Below are 16,765 nucleotides of genomic sequence, written 5' to 3'. Positions count from 1 at the left end.
AATTTCTTATTTATCTTCTTTTTTACGTCTTCTACCAGCTAAGAATAATGCGCCAAGTGCAGCGAATAAGCTACCGAAGATTGTACCACTGTTATCAGTGTTACCAGTTTCTGGAAGAGCTTTCGCTTCAGATTTAGCATCGTCTTTCGCTTCAGCATGTTTCATAGAATCATCGTGACCTTGAGTCATTGCTGGAGTAGAAGCGTGTTCAGTCATATCTCCTTTGTTCATGTCAGAACCATGGTTATCCATTGGAGCTTGACCATTATCATCTTTCTTAGGCATATCGCAGTTGTTACCGTTCATTTCTTTGTCCGTAACTGTTACTACAGTTGGAGTTGAAGTATGACCGTATTGATCTTTCTCAACAACTGTGACTTTGTCGCCTGCTTTAAGATGTACATCTTCTGGTAAGTCGATAGACCAGTTACCATCTTTGTCTACTTTAGTAGTTAATGTCTTACCACATGGAGTAGTCAATTCAATTGTATTACCTGGTGTGCCTTTACCAGTTACTGTTTTATCTCCTGTGTGAACAGGGTTAACAGTTGGTTGATGTGCTTCGTTAGCGTGATCTTGAACTGTTACTTTAGTTGGTGTTGAAGCATGACCGTATTTGTCTTTTTCAACAACTGTTATAGTATCGCCTGGTTTCAATGTAGTGCCATCTGGTACTTTGATTGTGAAGTTACCGTCTTTATCAACTGTACCTGTCACTTTAGAACCATCTGGTAATGTTACTTCTACAGTGTTACCTGGTGTACCCTTACCAGTTACTGTTTTGTCTCCACTGTGGATTGGATCTACAGTTGGTTGGTGAGCTGTGTTTGGATAGTCGCCTACTGTCACTTCTGTTGGAGTAGAACTATGACCATCTTTATCTTTCTCAACAACTGTTACTTTGTCACCTGGTTTCAACTCTTTACCGTCTGGTAAGTCGATTGTGAAGTTACCGTCTTTATCAACTTCACCTGTTACTGTAGAACCGTCTGGTAATGTTACCTCTACAGTGTTACCTGGTGTACCTTTACCAGTTACTGTTTTGTCTCCACCGTGGATTGGATCTACAGTTGGTTGATGTGCTTCATTTGCAGTGTCGCCAACTGTTACTTTAGTTGGTGTTGAAGCGTGACCATGGTGGTCTTTTTCAACTACAGTGATTTCGTTACCTGGTTTCAATGTTGTACCATCTGGTACTTTCACTGTGAAGTTACCGTTTTCATCAACTTCACCAGTTACTACTGTACCGCCTGGTAATGTTACTTCTACAGTATTACCTGGCGTACCTTTACCGTGTACTGTTTTATCTCCAGCTGTTACTGGATCTACAGTTGGTTGGTGAGCTGTATTTGGATAATCTCCAACAGTTACTTCTGTTACTGGTGAAGTATGGTCATGGTTGTCTTTTTCAACTGCAGTTACTTTATCACCTGGTTTTAATGTAACGTCAGATGGAACATTAACAGTCCATTTACCATTGTCGTCTACAGTAGCTGTGCCAGTCTTATCACCTGGGAATGTCACTACAACAGTGTTTCCTGGTTGACCGTCATGACCGCTAACAGTCTTATCGCCTGCTGTTACGTCATCAACTTGTGGCATCTTAGTATTATCTTCAGCTGCTTTAGTTGTTACAGGGACGTTAACATGAGCAGTTGTGCCATCTGGGTAAGTTACTGTTACTGGTACGTTGACTGTACCTTCAGTGTTACCGTCTGGTAATTGTGCACCTTCATCAATTGTTACTGTTGGTGTACCTTTATCAGCTGGGTAGTCAGGAACCGTTACTGCATTCTTAACATCGTCTTCAGTAGTTGGTGTACCGTAATCTTTAGTGATTGGAGTAACTTCTGGTTCGTACGTATGTGCATCTGTAACTTTAACAGTTAATGAGTCTGCAGATACGTCTCTATCATTAACTACTAATACTGCAGTGTAGTGATCGCCGTCTTTAGCATCAGCTGGAATTTCGAATGTAGCTGCATCTTCTCCTTCTTTTAATGAAGTGAAGTCAGGTGTCTTCTTAACAACTTTACCTTTGCTATCTCTCCACTCAACGTGTGTTGGAAGTGGTGATAAGATCTTACCTTCAAGATCGATGTGAGCGACATCACCAGGAGCTGCTGGTTTGTCAGTGTTATTGAAATCTACGATTGAAATTTCAACATCTGTTCTTGGAACTACCGCAAAGTGTACGTGATACCACATTGGATCTGCAACTAAGTTATGCGCTGGGATGGCTTGTGGTGTGAACAATGCGTTTGTATTTGGTGTTCTGAATTCTGGTGCAGTGTAAGAAGAGTAAGCATTTTGAATAACGCCATCTTTATCCATTACATAACCGTAAAGGAAGTTAACATCTAAAGCACCTTCAGGGAAACGTACTGTGTAATAACCATCTTCGTCAGTTTCACCATATACAGTCGCTGAGATATACTCAGGATGATCTTCTAATAATTTTTTCGCCGCTTCAGCACGTTGACCGTGATCTAAGCTTTGAACTTGTGCTTTGTATGCTGCTGCACCTTCTTTAGTTAATGAAGACATAACTACTGTGTAACCTTGAGCGACTGGGTCACCTGGGTTACGGTTTGGACCTGTACCAGAGTTTGCTTCATCACCGTCACCAGTTTCTAGTCATACGCGACCTGAAACAGTGTTTTTCGCTTTCAAGTTAACTGTTGGGTTAGCTATTGGTCCCTCTTCATCATGAATCCATTCATTTTTAGGACGTGTCATATAATCATTTGTAGGTCTTACACCCATGAATACACCTGTACGTTGCATATTTATCCCAATAAGCGGGAATTGACCTAAGTTTAAGTGTGTTACAGAGTTAACGAAAGTACCAGGGATTAAACCACCCGCTTGATGTAACATTGTAGCAGTGTTACCGTTTGGAGTTTCGAAATCTTCAATCCATAAGCGGTAGTATTGACCAGCAATTGCTAAGTATTCGTGTTTTTTACCGTTAGCATCGATTTGTGGCTCTCTTAAATCGAAAGCGTAGAAACCAGGACCAGCTGCACTACTGTCACGATTTGTGATTTGGTTAGTAGTATATGCTCTGAACGCTGGTGATACCCAACCGTCTTTATCGATCCATTGCATGTAAACTGCAGTACCTTCTGGAACTGGAGTTAATCGTGTGCTTGTAGTACCTGGTGCACCGAAGTCTGACATGTACGCACGACCTGATAATGTAAACTTAGCGTTTGTAGTATCAACATCATTTTTTACATAGTTGTTTTTGTATGCATCAGCGTCGATAACTTTCATGTTATCAGCATCGGCAGTTGGCGCACTTGCGTTTACCGCATTAGCCATGTCGTTGATTGCTTCTGAGTCTTCAGGTGTAGCACGGAATGATAAACCTTGAACTGCTGTTCTGTTTTGTGCGTTTGAGAAAGCTTTTAATAAAGCTGCTCTGAATGATTCAGGAGTGATGTTCTTCGCATCTAAACCTAAATTATTAACCACACGTTTCGCTTCTTTAGCAGAAACACCTGTAGCTTTAGCGTAGAATTCCTCTGCAGATGCTTTGTCACGTACAGTTGTGATGTCAGCATATGGAGAAGGATCTACTGAAGCTGCTTTCTTATCTGCAACAGTAGCTGGTTGTACTGCTTTAGATTCTTCTTTCGTAGCAACTTCTTCTTCAGTAGCTTGTGGCACTTCTGAAGTTGTCGCAGATTCAGTATCTACTTTCTTATCTTCAGATTTCGCTTCTTTCACTGAAGCATGTTCAGTTGTTTGAGCCTCTTCACCTTGAGCCGCTTCTTCTTGAGCTGGAGTTGCTTCTTCAGCTTGTTCAGAATCTTGGGCTTTAGATTGTGAATCTTCTGAAACTGCATCTTCTTGAGTTGATGCTGCTTCTTCTTTGTCTGCTTGTGCTTGAGTTTCAGTGTCTGTTGATGCTTCCGCTTCTGTAGATGCCTTCACATCTTCAGTTTGAGCTGGTGTTGCTTGCTCTTCTGAAGCTTTAGCAGTTTGATCGTCTTTAGATGCTCCTGCTTCGTCTTGACCATCCACAGATACACTACTGCTATCTTCTTCAGCAGCTTGCGCATCGTGTGAAGCTCCAAATAATAGTGTTGCACCTATTAAGATTGAAGCTGTCCCTACTGTGAATCGACGAATAGAGTATCTATTATTACGATTCGGTAGAAAATCTAATTTTGACTTAGATTTTTTGCTTTTCAAATTAACTACCCCCAATTTGTGATAATTCATAAGATGCTATCTTATTGACAAAAATAATATACCACGTAACTATGAGTTTGTCTACTTATTTTCTAATTTAATAGATTGTTACGAAACTTTTTTATTTTTAATTCATCATTTCTTTTATAGTTTTACTATTGCAGTAGGTAATTAACTTGATACAGTTTGAATTGAAGTAAGTTCTTTACTTAAATGAGTTTGTATTTAAATAGGATGATATTTTTAAAAACGCTTGCATCATCTCCTGTTTCTGGAGTTTTAAGCGCACTAAATAGCAATATTTCACTCAAACATAACTTTATACAAACTTTCGCCTGTAAGTGAAAACGTACTTTATTTACTTTCTTATACTTATCTAAAATGGCTTTATGCCTATGGATTAAGAGTCACAAATTACATTAAATTCTTTCATGTGTTTCACCCTCTATAGTTCGTGAAAAATTTTATCGTAAAAATTTTGCATTACAGCCCAAATTCAAGAGTAACAAGATAAGAGAAACCGTCTTTCTACTATAAAAATAGTGAGCGATCACTCAATGATGCCCATATTAACTTTTATCTACTCTAGTCAGTTACATTCACCACTACATAAAATATAATCTCGCTAAAATAGCTTTGTTATAGGCTATAACGCATACCCCGCCTTTATAGTATAATGGTTGATACACAATTCAATGGAGGACTATTAAGATGATTACAATTCATGAAATAACATCAATTATCGGTGGAGAACTTAAAGATTGTCGCGATGTAAATTGGCCAATTACTGATTTCGAAACTATGTTTGGCTACGTTCAAAGTAAACACACTGCTTACTTCTCAGCTAATAAAGAAACGTGGTGGCGTGAACTAGGTCGAGCAAGACGTGCACCAGAAGGCAATGCGCTCATTAAACGTGACCATGCAGACGTTGGCTTGATTATCACAGAAGAGTATGTCGATGATCTTGAACACCCTATTCCTCAACTCATCGTCAAAGATTCGGTTAAGGCTTTTAAACAACTCGCTATCCATATCCGCAATCAATATACGAATCCGCTCATCGCCATCACAGGTTCAATGGGTAAAAGTTCGACGCGGATGATTACGAGCAAGATGTTGCAGGATTATCAAGTGCTCGAGAATAGAGGGAATAACAACATCCGTGCCGCAATGTATTCGAACATGCTCAAATTAATTCAGAATCCAGATTTCGCAGTGATTGAAACATCCCTCAATGCGATTAACTTCCGCGAAGATACAGCGGTCTACATGAAACCTGATATCGCCGTAGTCACTGGCGTCGGCGCTGCGCATTACAGTTCTTTCGACTCTATCGAACAGATTGCTGAAGTGAAGAGTCGTATCTTCCACGGACTCTCAGAAAATGGCGTCGCGATTATTAATAAGGACACACTTTTTGTCGATAAACTTATTGATGTCGCACGTTCTAAGACGGATCGCGTCGTTACTTATAGTACGCAAGATGCTGCAAATTGCGATTTTGCAGTCGATACGATCAATTACCAGAAAGGTTACACCGAAATCTCAGTAAACAACGACATGTTGAAAGGTCAGTTCCGACTCAACACCATTAGTAATGGCATGATTTCGAATACACTTGCTGCTTTATGTATCCTCAGTTTCTTAGATATCGATATTAAACCTAAACATCTCGAAACGTTTAAACCTTTTCCAAAGATACTGAACATGAAAGCCATCCAGACACCAACACATACAGCGACAATCATTGATGATACGCACAACGCGTCACTCCCAGCGATGATTAACGCCATTGAAGCCTTCAATACACAAACACCGTTCTTTACAGGAAATAAGGTAATCGCTCTCGGTAAGACTAACGACCTCGGAGACAAGAGTGAGGCTATCCACGCCCAACTCGCACCGATTCTGAGTGCTTCAAATGCCGACTACATCCTCGTTCTCGATGACGATTTCCGTGACGTCGTCGGTAAAGTGAAGGGTAAACATATGACTTGGTACCCAACTGCAGAACGTCTCAAAGAGGACCTCTTGCAGCTTGCAAATGAAGATTCCTTAACGTTATTGAAGTCCTCGTCAGGTGGTACCACATTTCCAAAGATGGTTGAGCAATTACCTGAGGCCTTGCGTAAGTATCAAGGCCAGTACATGGATGACTATCTCTTTGACGCCTTTCGTAAAATAGGTCAAAGCTATATCGTCGTCGATAATGAAACACTTCAAGTGACGAAAGAATATAATAGTAGAAACTCGCAAACTTTAGAAGGATTAGGGCCTCTATTGTATTATCTCGATGCCTTGAATAAACATGTGGAGAACCGCCCTATTCGTTTAGGTTCTTGGAGTACGAATGATGAGACTTACCACACGGGGTTAGCGCTCACCACCCACACTTTAATCCAAGCGATGAATGATTCACCACATCCATCTATGATTTATGAGTTAGCCGATGCACTCTACAGTTCCTCTCGTGAACGTGATCAAGAAATTCATGCTTTACTTGAGAAATATGATTTACCTATCAGCGTTTTTACTAACTTAACGGGGCGTTATCGTGTCAACGAGCGTCAATCTTTCTCAGTACATGATTTGTTTAACATCCTTCAACAAAGTGGAGATTTGCTGTTTAAATATAGAAAGCATTTTATCCTTGGAAATAAATATAAGAGTGGTTTGATTAAAGGTGACAAAAAGACCGTCATCTTCACGAATTATCGAGAAACTGAGACACTTCGTACAATGGTGAATCCACCTCAAATCACGATTAAAGAACCGGTTGATATTGATGTCTCCATCATTATTCCTATATATAATAGAGAACGTCGCATTGCACGATTACTTGAGAAACTGGCGCAACTCAATTATGACAAGAATAAATTTGAAGTCATCGTGGTGGACGATCGATCTACAGATAGCTCTGTGCAAATGGCGAAATCTTACGTTGATCAATTCTCACACCTGAGCGTGATTGAACTTGAGGAGAATAGTGGTGGTGCTTCGAAACCACGCAACGAAGGTATCAAAGCTGCACGAGGCGAATGGCTATTGTTCATCGATTCCGACGACTACATCACTGAAGATGCATTGAAAGATGCTATGGAGGTGGCAGCACGAACAGACGATGAGATGATTTGTCTACCTTACTTTGTAACTAAAGACAAGACACGCCCGATTAGTCGTTCAGCATTCTCCAATCTTCAAACGGTGACAGGTCTGAAATTTGAAGATACGAAACTGTACAACTCATTAAATGTGATTGGGAAGTTGATTAAACGAGATTTAGTCTTGAAACATGAGATTACTTTTCCTGAAGGCATTCGAGTTCGCGAAGATAACTGGTTCTTGATGCAGTGTTACGCGATGGTCGACTCGATTGCGATCTTAGGCTATGAGAAGAACTATTATTACTATGAGGTTCAAGATGAGGTTGCGCTTACGAACAGTGGCACGCCTCCTAGAGATGCTGTGAAGATTTATCTTGCGGTCTATGATTTTATTATGAAACAAACAGATATTATCTATTCTCGTAAGATTGATTTGTTAAGTATTTTCTTAAACCGCTATACTAAAATGATCCAACGTGGCGAATATGCGCCGGTTCGACTCTTTAAGCATGCGAAACTTGAATTGTTGCGTATGTTGAAAAATAAATATACATCACCAGAGACGATGGACTTTATCGAAGAACTGTTTATTCATCATAGTGAGTAAAGAGATATGGTAATGTGTGAGGCTCGCTCTAGTGAGAGAATGAAGGGCAATAGCTGAGCGTTTCAATACAATTGAATAACTATAACAAATGAACGTGCTCCTTTATGTACTTAGACTTGAACAGTCAAGTGATGAAGGAGCATGTTTTTTATATGTATGGAAATTGAAATATTTAGGAGCGCAATATCCATTTTATCCTCACTAAAATAAAAAAAGCGACTAAGTCATTACGACTTAGCCACTTCATTTAAAGATTATTGCTCGTCTTTAGAGTTCTTACGACGACGGAATAGGAGTAAAGCACCTAGTCCTGCGAACAAGCTACCGAATGCAGTAGTACGAGCTGTATCACTTTCACCAGTTTCTGGTAATGCTTTCGCATCGCTATGAGTAGTTGCATGAGTTGGTTGTACTTTGTCATATGAACTCATAGTATCTTGCGTTGCATGTTGCTCTTGACCTGCAGTTTCAGCACCGTTGTTCATTGTGTTGTGAGTTGTAGATGGAGTTTGAGCTGGAACTTCAGTATGACCTTCTGTTTGAGCAGATGGTGAAGTTGGCGCTTTCTCTCCTTCAGTAGATGGATGTTCTACATCACCTGTTGGACAATTATTATCCATTGTTGGCTTAGGTTGAGTTGGTTGTTTACCTTCGTTGTGAGTAGATGGTCTTTCTGGTTGATCTACTGTCACTTTCACATTTGTTGTTTCTGTTGAGCCGTCTGGATAATGTACTGTTACTGGAATATTCACTTCTGTTCCTGGTGTTGCATCAGCTGGCGGTGTTACTGTCACCTTACCAGTATTCGGATCTACCTCAACAGTCCAACCTGACGGTACGTCTTTCGGTCCTTCGAACTCTGTACCTGGTGGTATGTTTTTATCCTTAGTTTGTGGTACTTCTACTGGTTTACCTGGTTGTGTCTTCGCATCTTCATAACCTGGGTCGTGGTGACCAGCGTCAGTTTCACTTGGATCTTTAGGCGTTACTGTTACTTTCGCGTTCGTTGTTTCTGTTGAGCCGTCTGGATAGTGTACTGTTACTGGAATGTTCACTTCAGTACCTGGTGTCGCATCCGCTGGTGGCGTTACTGTTACTTTACCAGTATTTGGATCCACATCTACTGTCCAGCCTGACGGTACGTCTTTCGGTCCTTCGAATTCTGTACCTGGTGGAATATTTTTATCCTTAGTTTGTGGTACTTCTACTGGTTTACCTGGTTGTGTCTTCGCGTCTTCATAACCTGGGTCGTGCTGACCAGCGTCTGTTTCACTTGGATCCTTAGGCGTTACTGTCACTTTCGCGTTCGTTGTTTCTGTTGAGCCGTCTGGATAGTGTACTGTTACTGGAATGTTCACTTCAGTACCTGGTGTCGCATCCGCTGGTGGCGTTACTGTTACTTTACCAGTATTTGGATCCACATCTACTGTCCAGCCTGACGGTACGTCCTTAGGACCTTCAAACTCTGTACCTGGTGGGATGTTTTTATCCTTAGTTTGTGGTACTTCTACTGGTTTACCTGGTTGTGTCTTCGCATCTTCATAACCTGGATCATGGTGATCAGTATCAGCATCTGCATCAGAGTCACTATCTGAGTCACTGTCTGAATCTGAGTCGCTATCTGAGTCTGAGTCACTGTCTGAATCTGAGTCACTGTCTGAGTCAGAGTCGCTGTCTGAGTCTGAATCACTGTCAGAGTCGGAGTCGCTATCTGAATCTGAGTCAGAATCACTATCGGAGTCTGAGTCGCTGTCCGAGTCAGAATCACTATCGGAGTCTGAATCGCTATCGGAATCTGAGTCACTGTCGGAATCAGAGTCACTGTCGGAGTCTGAGTCGCTGTCTGAGTCTGAATCACTGTCGGAGTCTGAGTCACTATCTGAGTCGCTGTCTGAGTCGGAATCGCTATCGGAATCTGAGTCACTGTCAGAATCGCTGTCTGAGTCGGAGTCACTATCAGAATCTGAGTCACTGTCTGAATCTGAATCGCTATCTGAGTCGCTGTCCGAGTCTGAATCACTATCTGAGTCGGAATCGCTATCGGAATCTGAGTCTGAGTCACTGTCTGAATCTGAATCACTATCGGAATCTGAGTCACTGTCTGAATCTGAATCACTATCGGAATCTGAGTCACTATCGGAATCTGAGTCACTGCCTGAGTCGGAATCACTATCTGAATCAGAGTCGCTGTCTGAGTCGGAATCGCTGTCTGAATCTGAGTCGCTATCTGAATCTGCATCACTATCCGAATCTGCGTCGCTATCGGAATCTGCATCGCTATCAGCATCCGCATCTGATTCTTCAGGTTCATCTACAATAACTTTCGCATTAACTTCATCTGTTGAACCATCTGGATAATGTACAGTTACAGGAATTTCAATTTCAGTACCTGGTTGAACATCTTCAGGTGGCGTTACTGTTACTTCACCCGTATTAGGATCTACAGTTATAGTCCAGCCTTCTGGAACATCTTTAGGGCCTTCGAATGTAGTATCAGGTGGTAAATCTGTATCTCCTGTTTGTGGTACAGTAACAGGTTGTCCTGGTTTTGTATGTGCATCATTATAACCTGGGTTATTTTGACCTGCGTCCGTTTCACTTGGATCCTTAGGAATCACAGTTACTTTGGCATTCGCATCATCAGTTGAGCCATCTGGATATTTAACTGTAACTGGAATGTTAATTTCAGTACCTGGATTTGCATCAGCAGGTGGCGTTACTGTTACTATTCCTGTGTTTGGATCCACGTCTACTGTCCAACCTGGTGGTACATCTTTCGGTCCTTCAAATTGTGTACCTGGTGGTAAATCTGAGTCTTTTGTTTGTGGTACTTCTACCGGTTGTCCTGGTTTCGTTGTTTTATCTTCGTAACCAGGGTCGTGCTCTTGAGCGTCCGGCGTTAATACAGTGACATTAGCGTTTGTTGTATCAGTTGAACCATCTGGATACTTCACTGTTACTGGGATACCAACTTTAGTACCAGGTTTAGCATCTTTAGGTGGCGTTACTGTTACTGTTCCTGTATTCGGATCTACATTCACAGTCCAACCATCAGGAATATCTTTCGGTCCTTCGAATTGTGTGCCCGGTGGTAAGTCTTTATCTTTTGTTTGTGGTACATCGACTGGTTGACCTGGCTTAGTTGATTTATCTTCGTAGCCTGGGTCGTTGTCCTGTGCATCGTTTGGCGTAACTGTCACTTTCGCATTTGTTGTCTCAGTTGAGCCATCTGGATATTTCACTGTTACTGGAATGTCGACACTTGTGTTTGGATCTGCATCCGCTGGTGGTGTCGCTGTTACTGTTCCTGTATTTGGATCTACATCTACCGTCCAGCCTGTTGGTACATCTTTAGGGCCTTCAAATTGTGTGCCTGTTGGTAAATCTGGATCTTTCGTTTGTGGTACTTCCACTGGTTGACCTGGTTTTGTTGTTTTAGGATTATAACCTGGCTCATTTTGTTGTGCATCGTTTGGCGTAACTGTCACTTTCGCATTTGTTGTCTCAGTTGAGCCATCTGGATATTTCACTGTTACTGGAATGTCGACACTTGTGTTTGGATCTGCATCCGCTGGTGGTGTCGCTGTTACTGTTCCTGTATTTGGATCTACATCTACCGTCCAGCCTGTTGGTACATCTTTAGGGCCTTCAAATTGTGTGCCTCTAGGGATTGATTTGTCACCAGTCTGTGGTACTTCTACAGCTTTACCTGGTGTAGTAGTTTTAGGTTCATAGCTAGGATTATGATCATCAGCATTAGAGCTAATTATATCAATGTTAGCATTTGTATCAGTTGTTGAACCATCTGGATAAACAACAGTTACCGGTACAGTAATACCTTGTCCACGATGAGCAGTAATAGGAGGTGTTGCTGTGATTACACCTGTAGTTGCATCAATAGAAACTGTCCAATCATTTGGAATTTCATCCGTATTAGTAATTCTATAAGTAGTTCCTTCTGGAAGATCTGTTTCCCCTACTTGAGGCACATCAACTGGAACACCTGGTCTAGTAGTAGCATCGTCATAATACGGGTCGTATTGAGATGCTTGATCTTCAATAACAGTGATTTTAGCTGACGCGATTTCTCTTGATCCATCCGGATACTCTACCAATACAGGTACATTGACCACATTACCAGGAAGTGCATCTTCTGGAGATGTTGCAGTAATTTCACCTGTATTTCTATTAACTTCTACTGTCCATCCACCTTCATTAAAACTTTTATCTAAAGAATAATGTGTATTAGCTGGCATATCAGTATCTTTATTCTGAGGAAGTCCAATTGTACCTCCAGGTCTTACTTCGCCTTCGTCATATCCAGGAGAGTTATTATAAGCATCGTCAGCAACGATTCTAATATTTGCTTTTGCTTTATCAACTGTACCATCTGGGTAATACACTCTTACAGGTACGTCAATTTCTTCACCAGGTTTAGCATTCTCACTAGTTTTTACAGTTAATTCACCAGTAGTTTCGTTGATTGAAACCGTCCAAATAGCATCATTTGAGAATGATGAATCAATACCAAATCTAGTGTTAGCTGGTATATTGCGCTCTTGTGTTTGAGGATCTTGAATCGTTTCACCAGGTCTTATAACTTTATGATCATATCCAGGGTTATATCTATAAGCATCACTTGCTACTACTGATACTTTAGCAGGTATCTTTTCAGATGAACCATCTGGATAAGTTACTCTAACTCGTATTTCTTGATCAGTTCCAGGAAGTGCATCTTCTGGAGGAGTAACACTTATTTCTCCCGAATTCGCATCTACTATTACTGTCCAGCCTGGCATAACTGGGAAGTCGCCTGCTAACTCATAACGACTACCAGAAGGTACAGTTGAATCACCGATTTGTGGGAGCTTAACTGTCACAGCTGGGAATGTCGTCTCATCATGATATGCTGGAGAGTAAGTTTCAGCATCTGTTACATTCAGATGAATAGGAGCATCGACCACTACATCATCTGGTGCAGCTCTCAAAGCTCCACTATAATTTTTAGGATAGATTATATGCACAGGAATATGTACATCTTCACTTCTTTTTGCATTTGCTGGTGGTGTTGCTGTTACTTCACCAGTATTTTCATTAACAGTTGCTGTCCAACCAGTAGGAACTTCATTTGGATAGATTACAAATTTAGTTCCAGGAGGTAAATCTTTGTCGTGAATCTGTGGCGATTTCACAGTTCCACCAAGATTTACTTCTACCTTATCATAACCAGGATGATAATCACGTGCTGGTGTAGCTACGCCGTACTGAGATAATGCTGAATCAATTGCAATATTATAATGTGTATTACCAACTACATTAGAATCGTTCGTACTTGTAACTGCGTAGTTATATTCTTTATTTTTATCTAGACCTAATTCACTTACGTTAATAGACCAAGATTGATTTAAGTAATTAGCTGTTAATACACCAGTTGAAGCTTTATAGCTAAGCGTGATCTTATTTAAATTAGCTCCATCAATATTTTGTCCTACACCTATTTGTCTATGAACACGGTCAGCATATTTTAATGTGCTATGAGGACCAACATTATGAGAAGTTCCTTCGTCATCATTCTTAACGAATGAAGCATAGCCCTCCATTTCATGTTCAGGTTGTACATAACCTCTTTCACCAGGATTAAAGTGAGTATCAATTTTAAATCCAACTGCATTTGGTAAACCTTTTACAGAAGTGATACCACCGTATTGAGTGAATTTATTGATGTTATCTCCTGCGAACATAAAGCCCCAACCGTCTCCATTAGTAGAAGTTCGTTGCTCATTATTAGCAATATCATAAGAGAAAGTGAAGTCTTTAGCAAAGCTGACTTTGTCCTTTAATAAGAAACCTGACTTAGCGCCTCTTCTGTTTGCCATTTCATAAGTATTTACTCTTTCTCCGCCACCAACATAGTAATCATTGTAAGCAGGTGAGCCTAACTGAGTATATGCGCCATCTAAACCTTTAATAGTTTTGCTAGTTCTTACATCTGGAGCGCCGTCAGCTTCTCTGAACCCAGTATAACCACGTACAGCTACTGGATTTTGATTTTGCTCATCACTATATTTTTTAAGTGCTTCAAATAACACAGCTTGCTTAATTTCTTCCGCAGACGCTTTTGTAGTATCGATGTTCAACGCATCAATAGCTTGTTCTGCTTCCTCGCTTGATACACCCGTAGTCTTCACATAGTAATCTACAGCTGAAGTACGGTCTTCAACTTTATTGATATCAGCATGTGTATCTTGAGTTTCTACTTTATTGTTAGAAGATTGTGTTATTTCTTTATTACTCTCAACAGATTGATCTGTCTCTTCTGTTTGAACTTGATCTGTTTCATTAGAAGTTTCTTCTGTAGATAGATCTTCTTTCTGTTGTGTAGATGGGTCTACTTGAGATGAAGAAGTATCATCGTTAGATGCTTTCGTTTCATGTTTAGAAGGTTGTTCAGCTTGAACATCAGTCGCTTCTTCTTGAGTTTGATCATCTTGAACTGATTGCTCAGTTGAGGATGTTTCATCACTCGCTTGAGGTGCTTCTGTTTCTGTTGCTTGCGTGTCGTGTGACGTTGTATCAGTTGTTTCAGGGTTAGATACCGCTTCAGCCTCAGTTGATTCCTTAACAGAACCTTCACCCTTATCATTATTACCTACTGAATGACTGCTGTTCGCTTCAGTATCTTCAGCAGCTTTGGCGTCACTGTTTGCACCAAAGATAAGAGTGGCACCAATTAAGATTGATGCAGTCCCTACAGTGAAACGACGAATAGAGTATTTGTTCTGTCTATTCGGTAGGAAATCTAATCTCCCTTTTCTCTTCTTGTTTCTCAAAGAATGATCCTCCCTATAGTATAAAATGTGTTATTTCTTGAAGTCATTATCTGACGCCTTAACTATACCACACAACTATAGTTGACACTAGTCAATTTTATTTTGATTAATTTTTTTAGTTATTTATATATTTTTAATACTTTGTTGCTTATATACAAGGTGCATAAACATTTATTTTACTTTAATGTAATCTTAATTAGAGTAGAATTAACTTTAATCGTAACTAGCAATTAATAATCATAATTATGTAGCCCAATTGAGAATTTCACCGATTATACGCATGTTTATTGAGAAAATGCGCATAAAGAAATAAAGCATATCTTGTGCTTTAACAAACGAATGGGAACTTATTTTAATAATAATTATTGATAAACTGTTTTATTATAGGAGCAACGAACTTGTGATCCTTAATACTTCTATATTGTTCCTAAAATGTCTCGTAAAAAATTTTCGTAAATTTTTCACAAATGCACTTTAACAAGCTTTTGGCATAGCAAAAACCCACAATCCTAACCATCAGTCAGAATTGTGGGTCCATTACAAAAATATTATTTATCGCGAGGATCTTTGACGTGTAAATCGTCACCTTTCTCTTGCAAGTCTTCTTTCATATCCTCACTTGTATGTTCTTTACCGAAACGTGCTTCTTGATGTTCGTTACTATTGGCTTCAGTAAATCCAGTTCCAGTACGTTCTGAAGAGTTACCTTCTGATTTCGTAGTTCCAAACTGTGTTGGTTCTTTCTGTTCTTCATTAGCTTCTGTGAAATCGGGGCGTCCATCATGTTGATGATCATCGTGACCACTATATTGTTTACCTGCTTCTTCATGATAGACACTATCTTGGTTCTCTCTATGCATATCATCTTGGTGATGGTTCTTCGGCTTTCTCACTAAAAGCATGATACCTGCAATTAAGAAGAGAATAGTACAAATCCAATTTGAGAAGAATGCAATAATACCTGCAATAATGAGTAATACGCCTGCAGCAATACGATGCTTCTTAATCAAGAAGACTGCAATTAGGGCTAAGATAGTTATAATAATTGAAACTACTATACCTGTAGTCATCATCGCCCCCATATGTTCAGCGCCTTGTCGTGCTTGTTCAGGGCTTTGATCTGATTTCAGAGCATCAGTATCCACTTTGTCAGGATTAAAGAGTGGTTTTGAAGCTGCAAATAATATAATACCAAGTATTCCAAATACAATACCTATCCATGAAAGGACTTTTTCTGCTGTTCTTTTCATAAATATGTAACCTCCTTTTCTATCTCTATCCCCTATTTAAAAGTAATTAATCTCTAATTTCAAATATTAATAAAATATTTGTTGTTGTCATTAGATTAATTTTTATATTTATCAAATATATGTTGTGGAATGTGACAATAGTCGTTAGGATGACGATCTAAGTAGTCTTGATGCTCTTCAGCACTCGGAATATAATTCGTTAACGGTAAGACTTCTGTCGCAATCAGATGATGATCTTCAAACTGATCAATAAAGTCTTGTGCCTCACTAAGGTGTGCTTTCGATTCACTATAGAAACCTGTGCGATATTTCAATCCTACATCTTCACCTTGCTGATTCACGCTATAAGGGTCGATGATTTCAAATAGATATTCCATTAACTGTGTCACAGTCACCTCATTAGGATCGAAAGTAACTTTCACCGCTTCAGCATAACCATCGTACTCACCGTCGAGCGTGGAAGTCGTTCCGTTCACCCGTCCCGCTTCTGTATCTTTAACTCCCGGGACAACTTTCATGAAAGCTTGGACGCCCCATAAACAGCCGCCTGCTAAATATGCTGTTTCCATCTTATCTCCTCCCCTTATATTTCTAGTATCTAGAATAGTTAGTCAAAGCTTACCATTATCATTTTTATTGTCAAAGGTATATGAGTTATTTGCAAAAGCAAATGGAGTAGTGAACAAATTATAAGTCTACACAAGTAAAATTTTTGTATTTTTAATAAAAAACTCGTTATACTTACGGTAGAGAAAGGCTGCGTGAATA

6 protein-coding genes are annotated in these 16,765 nt (G+C 40.0%); 1 reads left to right on the top strand and 5 read right to left on the bottom strand.

From position 1 onward, the window contains the following. Positions 1 to 6 precede the first annotated feature (6 nt). Both HMPREF2802_RS08625 and HMPREF2802_RS08620 read right to left on the bottom strand, forming a co-directional pair. Entirely contained in the window at positions 7 to 2,547 is a 2,541-nt protein-coding gene (locus tag HMPREF2802_RS08625) for an Ig-like domain-containing protein (RefSeq protein WP_070503671.1), read from the bottom strand. A gap of 90 nt (positions 2,548 to 2,637) precedes the next feature. After that, the gene (locus tag HMPREF2802_RS08620) at positions 2,638 to 4,203 is read right to left on the bottom strand and encodes a YSIRK-type signal peptide-containing protein (protein ID WP_070503670.1); all 1,566 of its coding nucleotides are present in this window, start codon (positions 4,201 to 4,203) and stop codon (positions 2,638 to 2,640) included. Positions 4,204 to 4,914: 711 nt separating this feature from the next. Here HMPREF2802_RS08620 and HMPREF2802_RS11865 point away from each other — a divergent pair. Continuing rightward, positions 4,915 to 7,917, top strand: coding sequence for a glycosyltransferase (locus HMPREF2802_RS11865; protein WP_242250007.1), 3,003 nt, complete (start codon positions 4,915 to 4,917; stop codon positions 7,915 to 7,917). A 254-nt stretch (positions 7,918 to 8,171) separates the two neighbouring features. On the opposite strand, the gene HMPREF2802_RS12480 is transcribed toward HMPREF2802_RS11865, so the two are convergent. The 3 genes from HMPREF2802_RS12480 to HMPREF2802_RS08600 all read right to left on the bottom strand — a co-directional run bounded on the left by HMPREF2802_RS12480 (position 8,172) and on the right by HMPREF2802_RS08600 (position 16,566). Continuing rightward, complete coding sequence (locus tag HMPREF2802_RS12480; RefSeq protein ID WP_070503667.1) at positions 8,172 to 14,747, bottom strand: YPDG domain-containing protein; 6,576 nt, start codon at positions 14,745 to 14,747, stop codon at positions 8,172 to 8,174. Positions 14,748 to 15,295: 548 nt separating this feature from the next. Then, positions 15,296 to 15,997 carry a DUF4064 domain-containing protein gene (locus HMPREF2802_RS08605; protein ID WP_070503664.1) on the bottom strand — a complete coding sequence of 234 codons (702 nt, stop codon included), beginning with the start codon at positions 15,995 to 15,997 and terminating at the stop codon, positions 15,296 to 15,298. A 95-nt stretch (positions 15,998 to 16,092) separates the two neighbouring features. Further along, complete coding sequence (locus HMPREF2802_RS08600) at positions 16,093 to 16,566, bottom strand: peptide-methionine (S)-S-oxide reductase (RefSeq protein ID WP_070503661.1); 474 nt, start codon at positions 16,564 to 16,566, stop codon at positions 16,093 to 16,095. Positions 16,567 to 16,765: the final 199 nt, after the last annotated feature.

Source organism: Staphylococcus sp. HMSC071G07, assembly GCF_001811435.1.
Taxonomy (GTDB): Bacteria; Bacillota; Bacilli; order Staphylococcales; family Staphylococcaceae; genus Staphylococcus; species Staphylococcus pettenkoferi.
Note: the sequence above shows the minus strand (reverse complement) of the source record. Positions and strands in the feature narration are given on the sequence as shown.

Coding starts and splice junctions, on each gene's coding strand:
- HMPREF2802_RS08600 (WP_070503661.1), bottom strand. CDS start 16,566: ATGGAAACAGCATATTTAGCAGGCGGCTGTTTATGGGGCGTCCAAGCT.
- HMPREF2802_RS11865 (WP_242250007.1), top strand. CDS start 4,915: ATGATTACAATTCATGAAATAACATCAATTATCGGTGGAGAACTTAAA.
- HMPREF2802_RS08625 (WP_070503671.1), bottom strand. CDS start 2,547: ATGTCTTCATTAACTAAAGAAGGTGCAGCAGCATACAAAGCACAAGTT.
- HMPREF2802_RS08605 (WP_070503664.1), bottom strand. CDS start 15,997: ATGAAAAGAACAGCAGAAAAAGTCCTTTCATGGATAGGTATTGTATTT.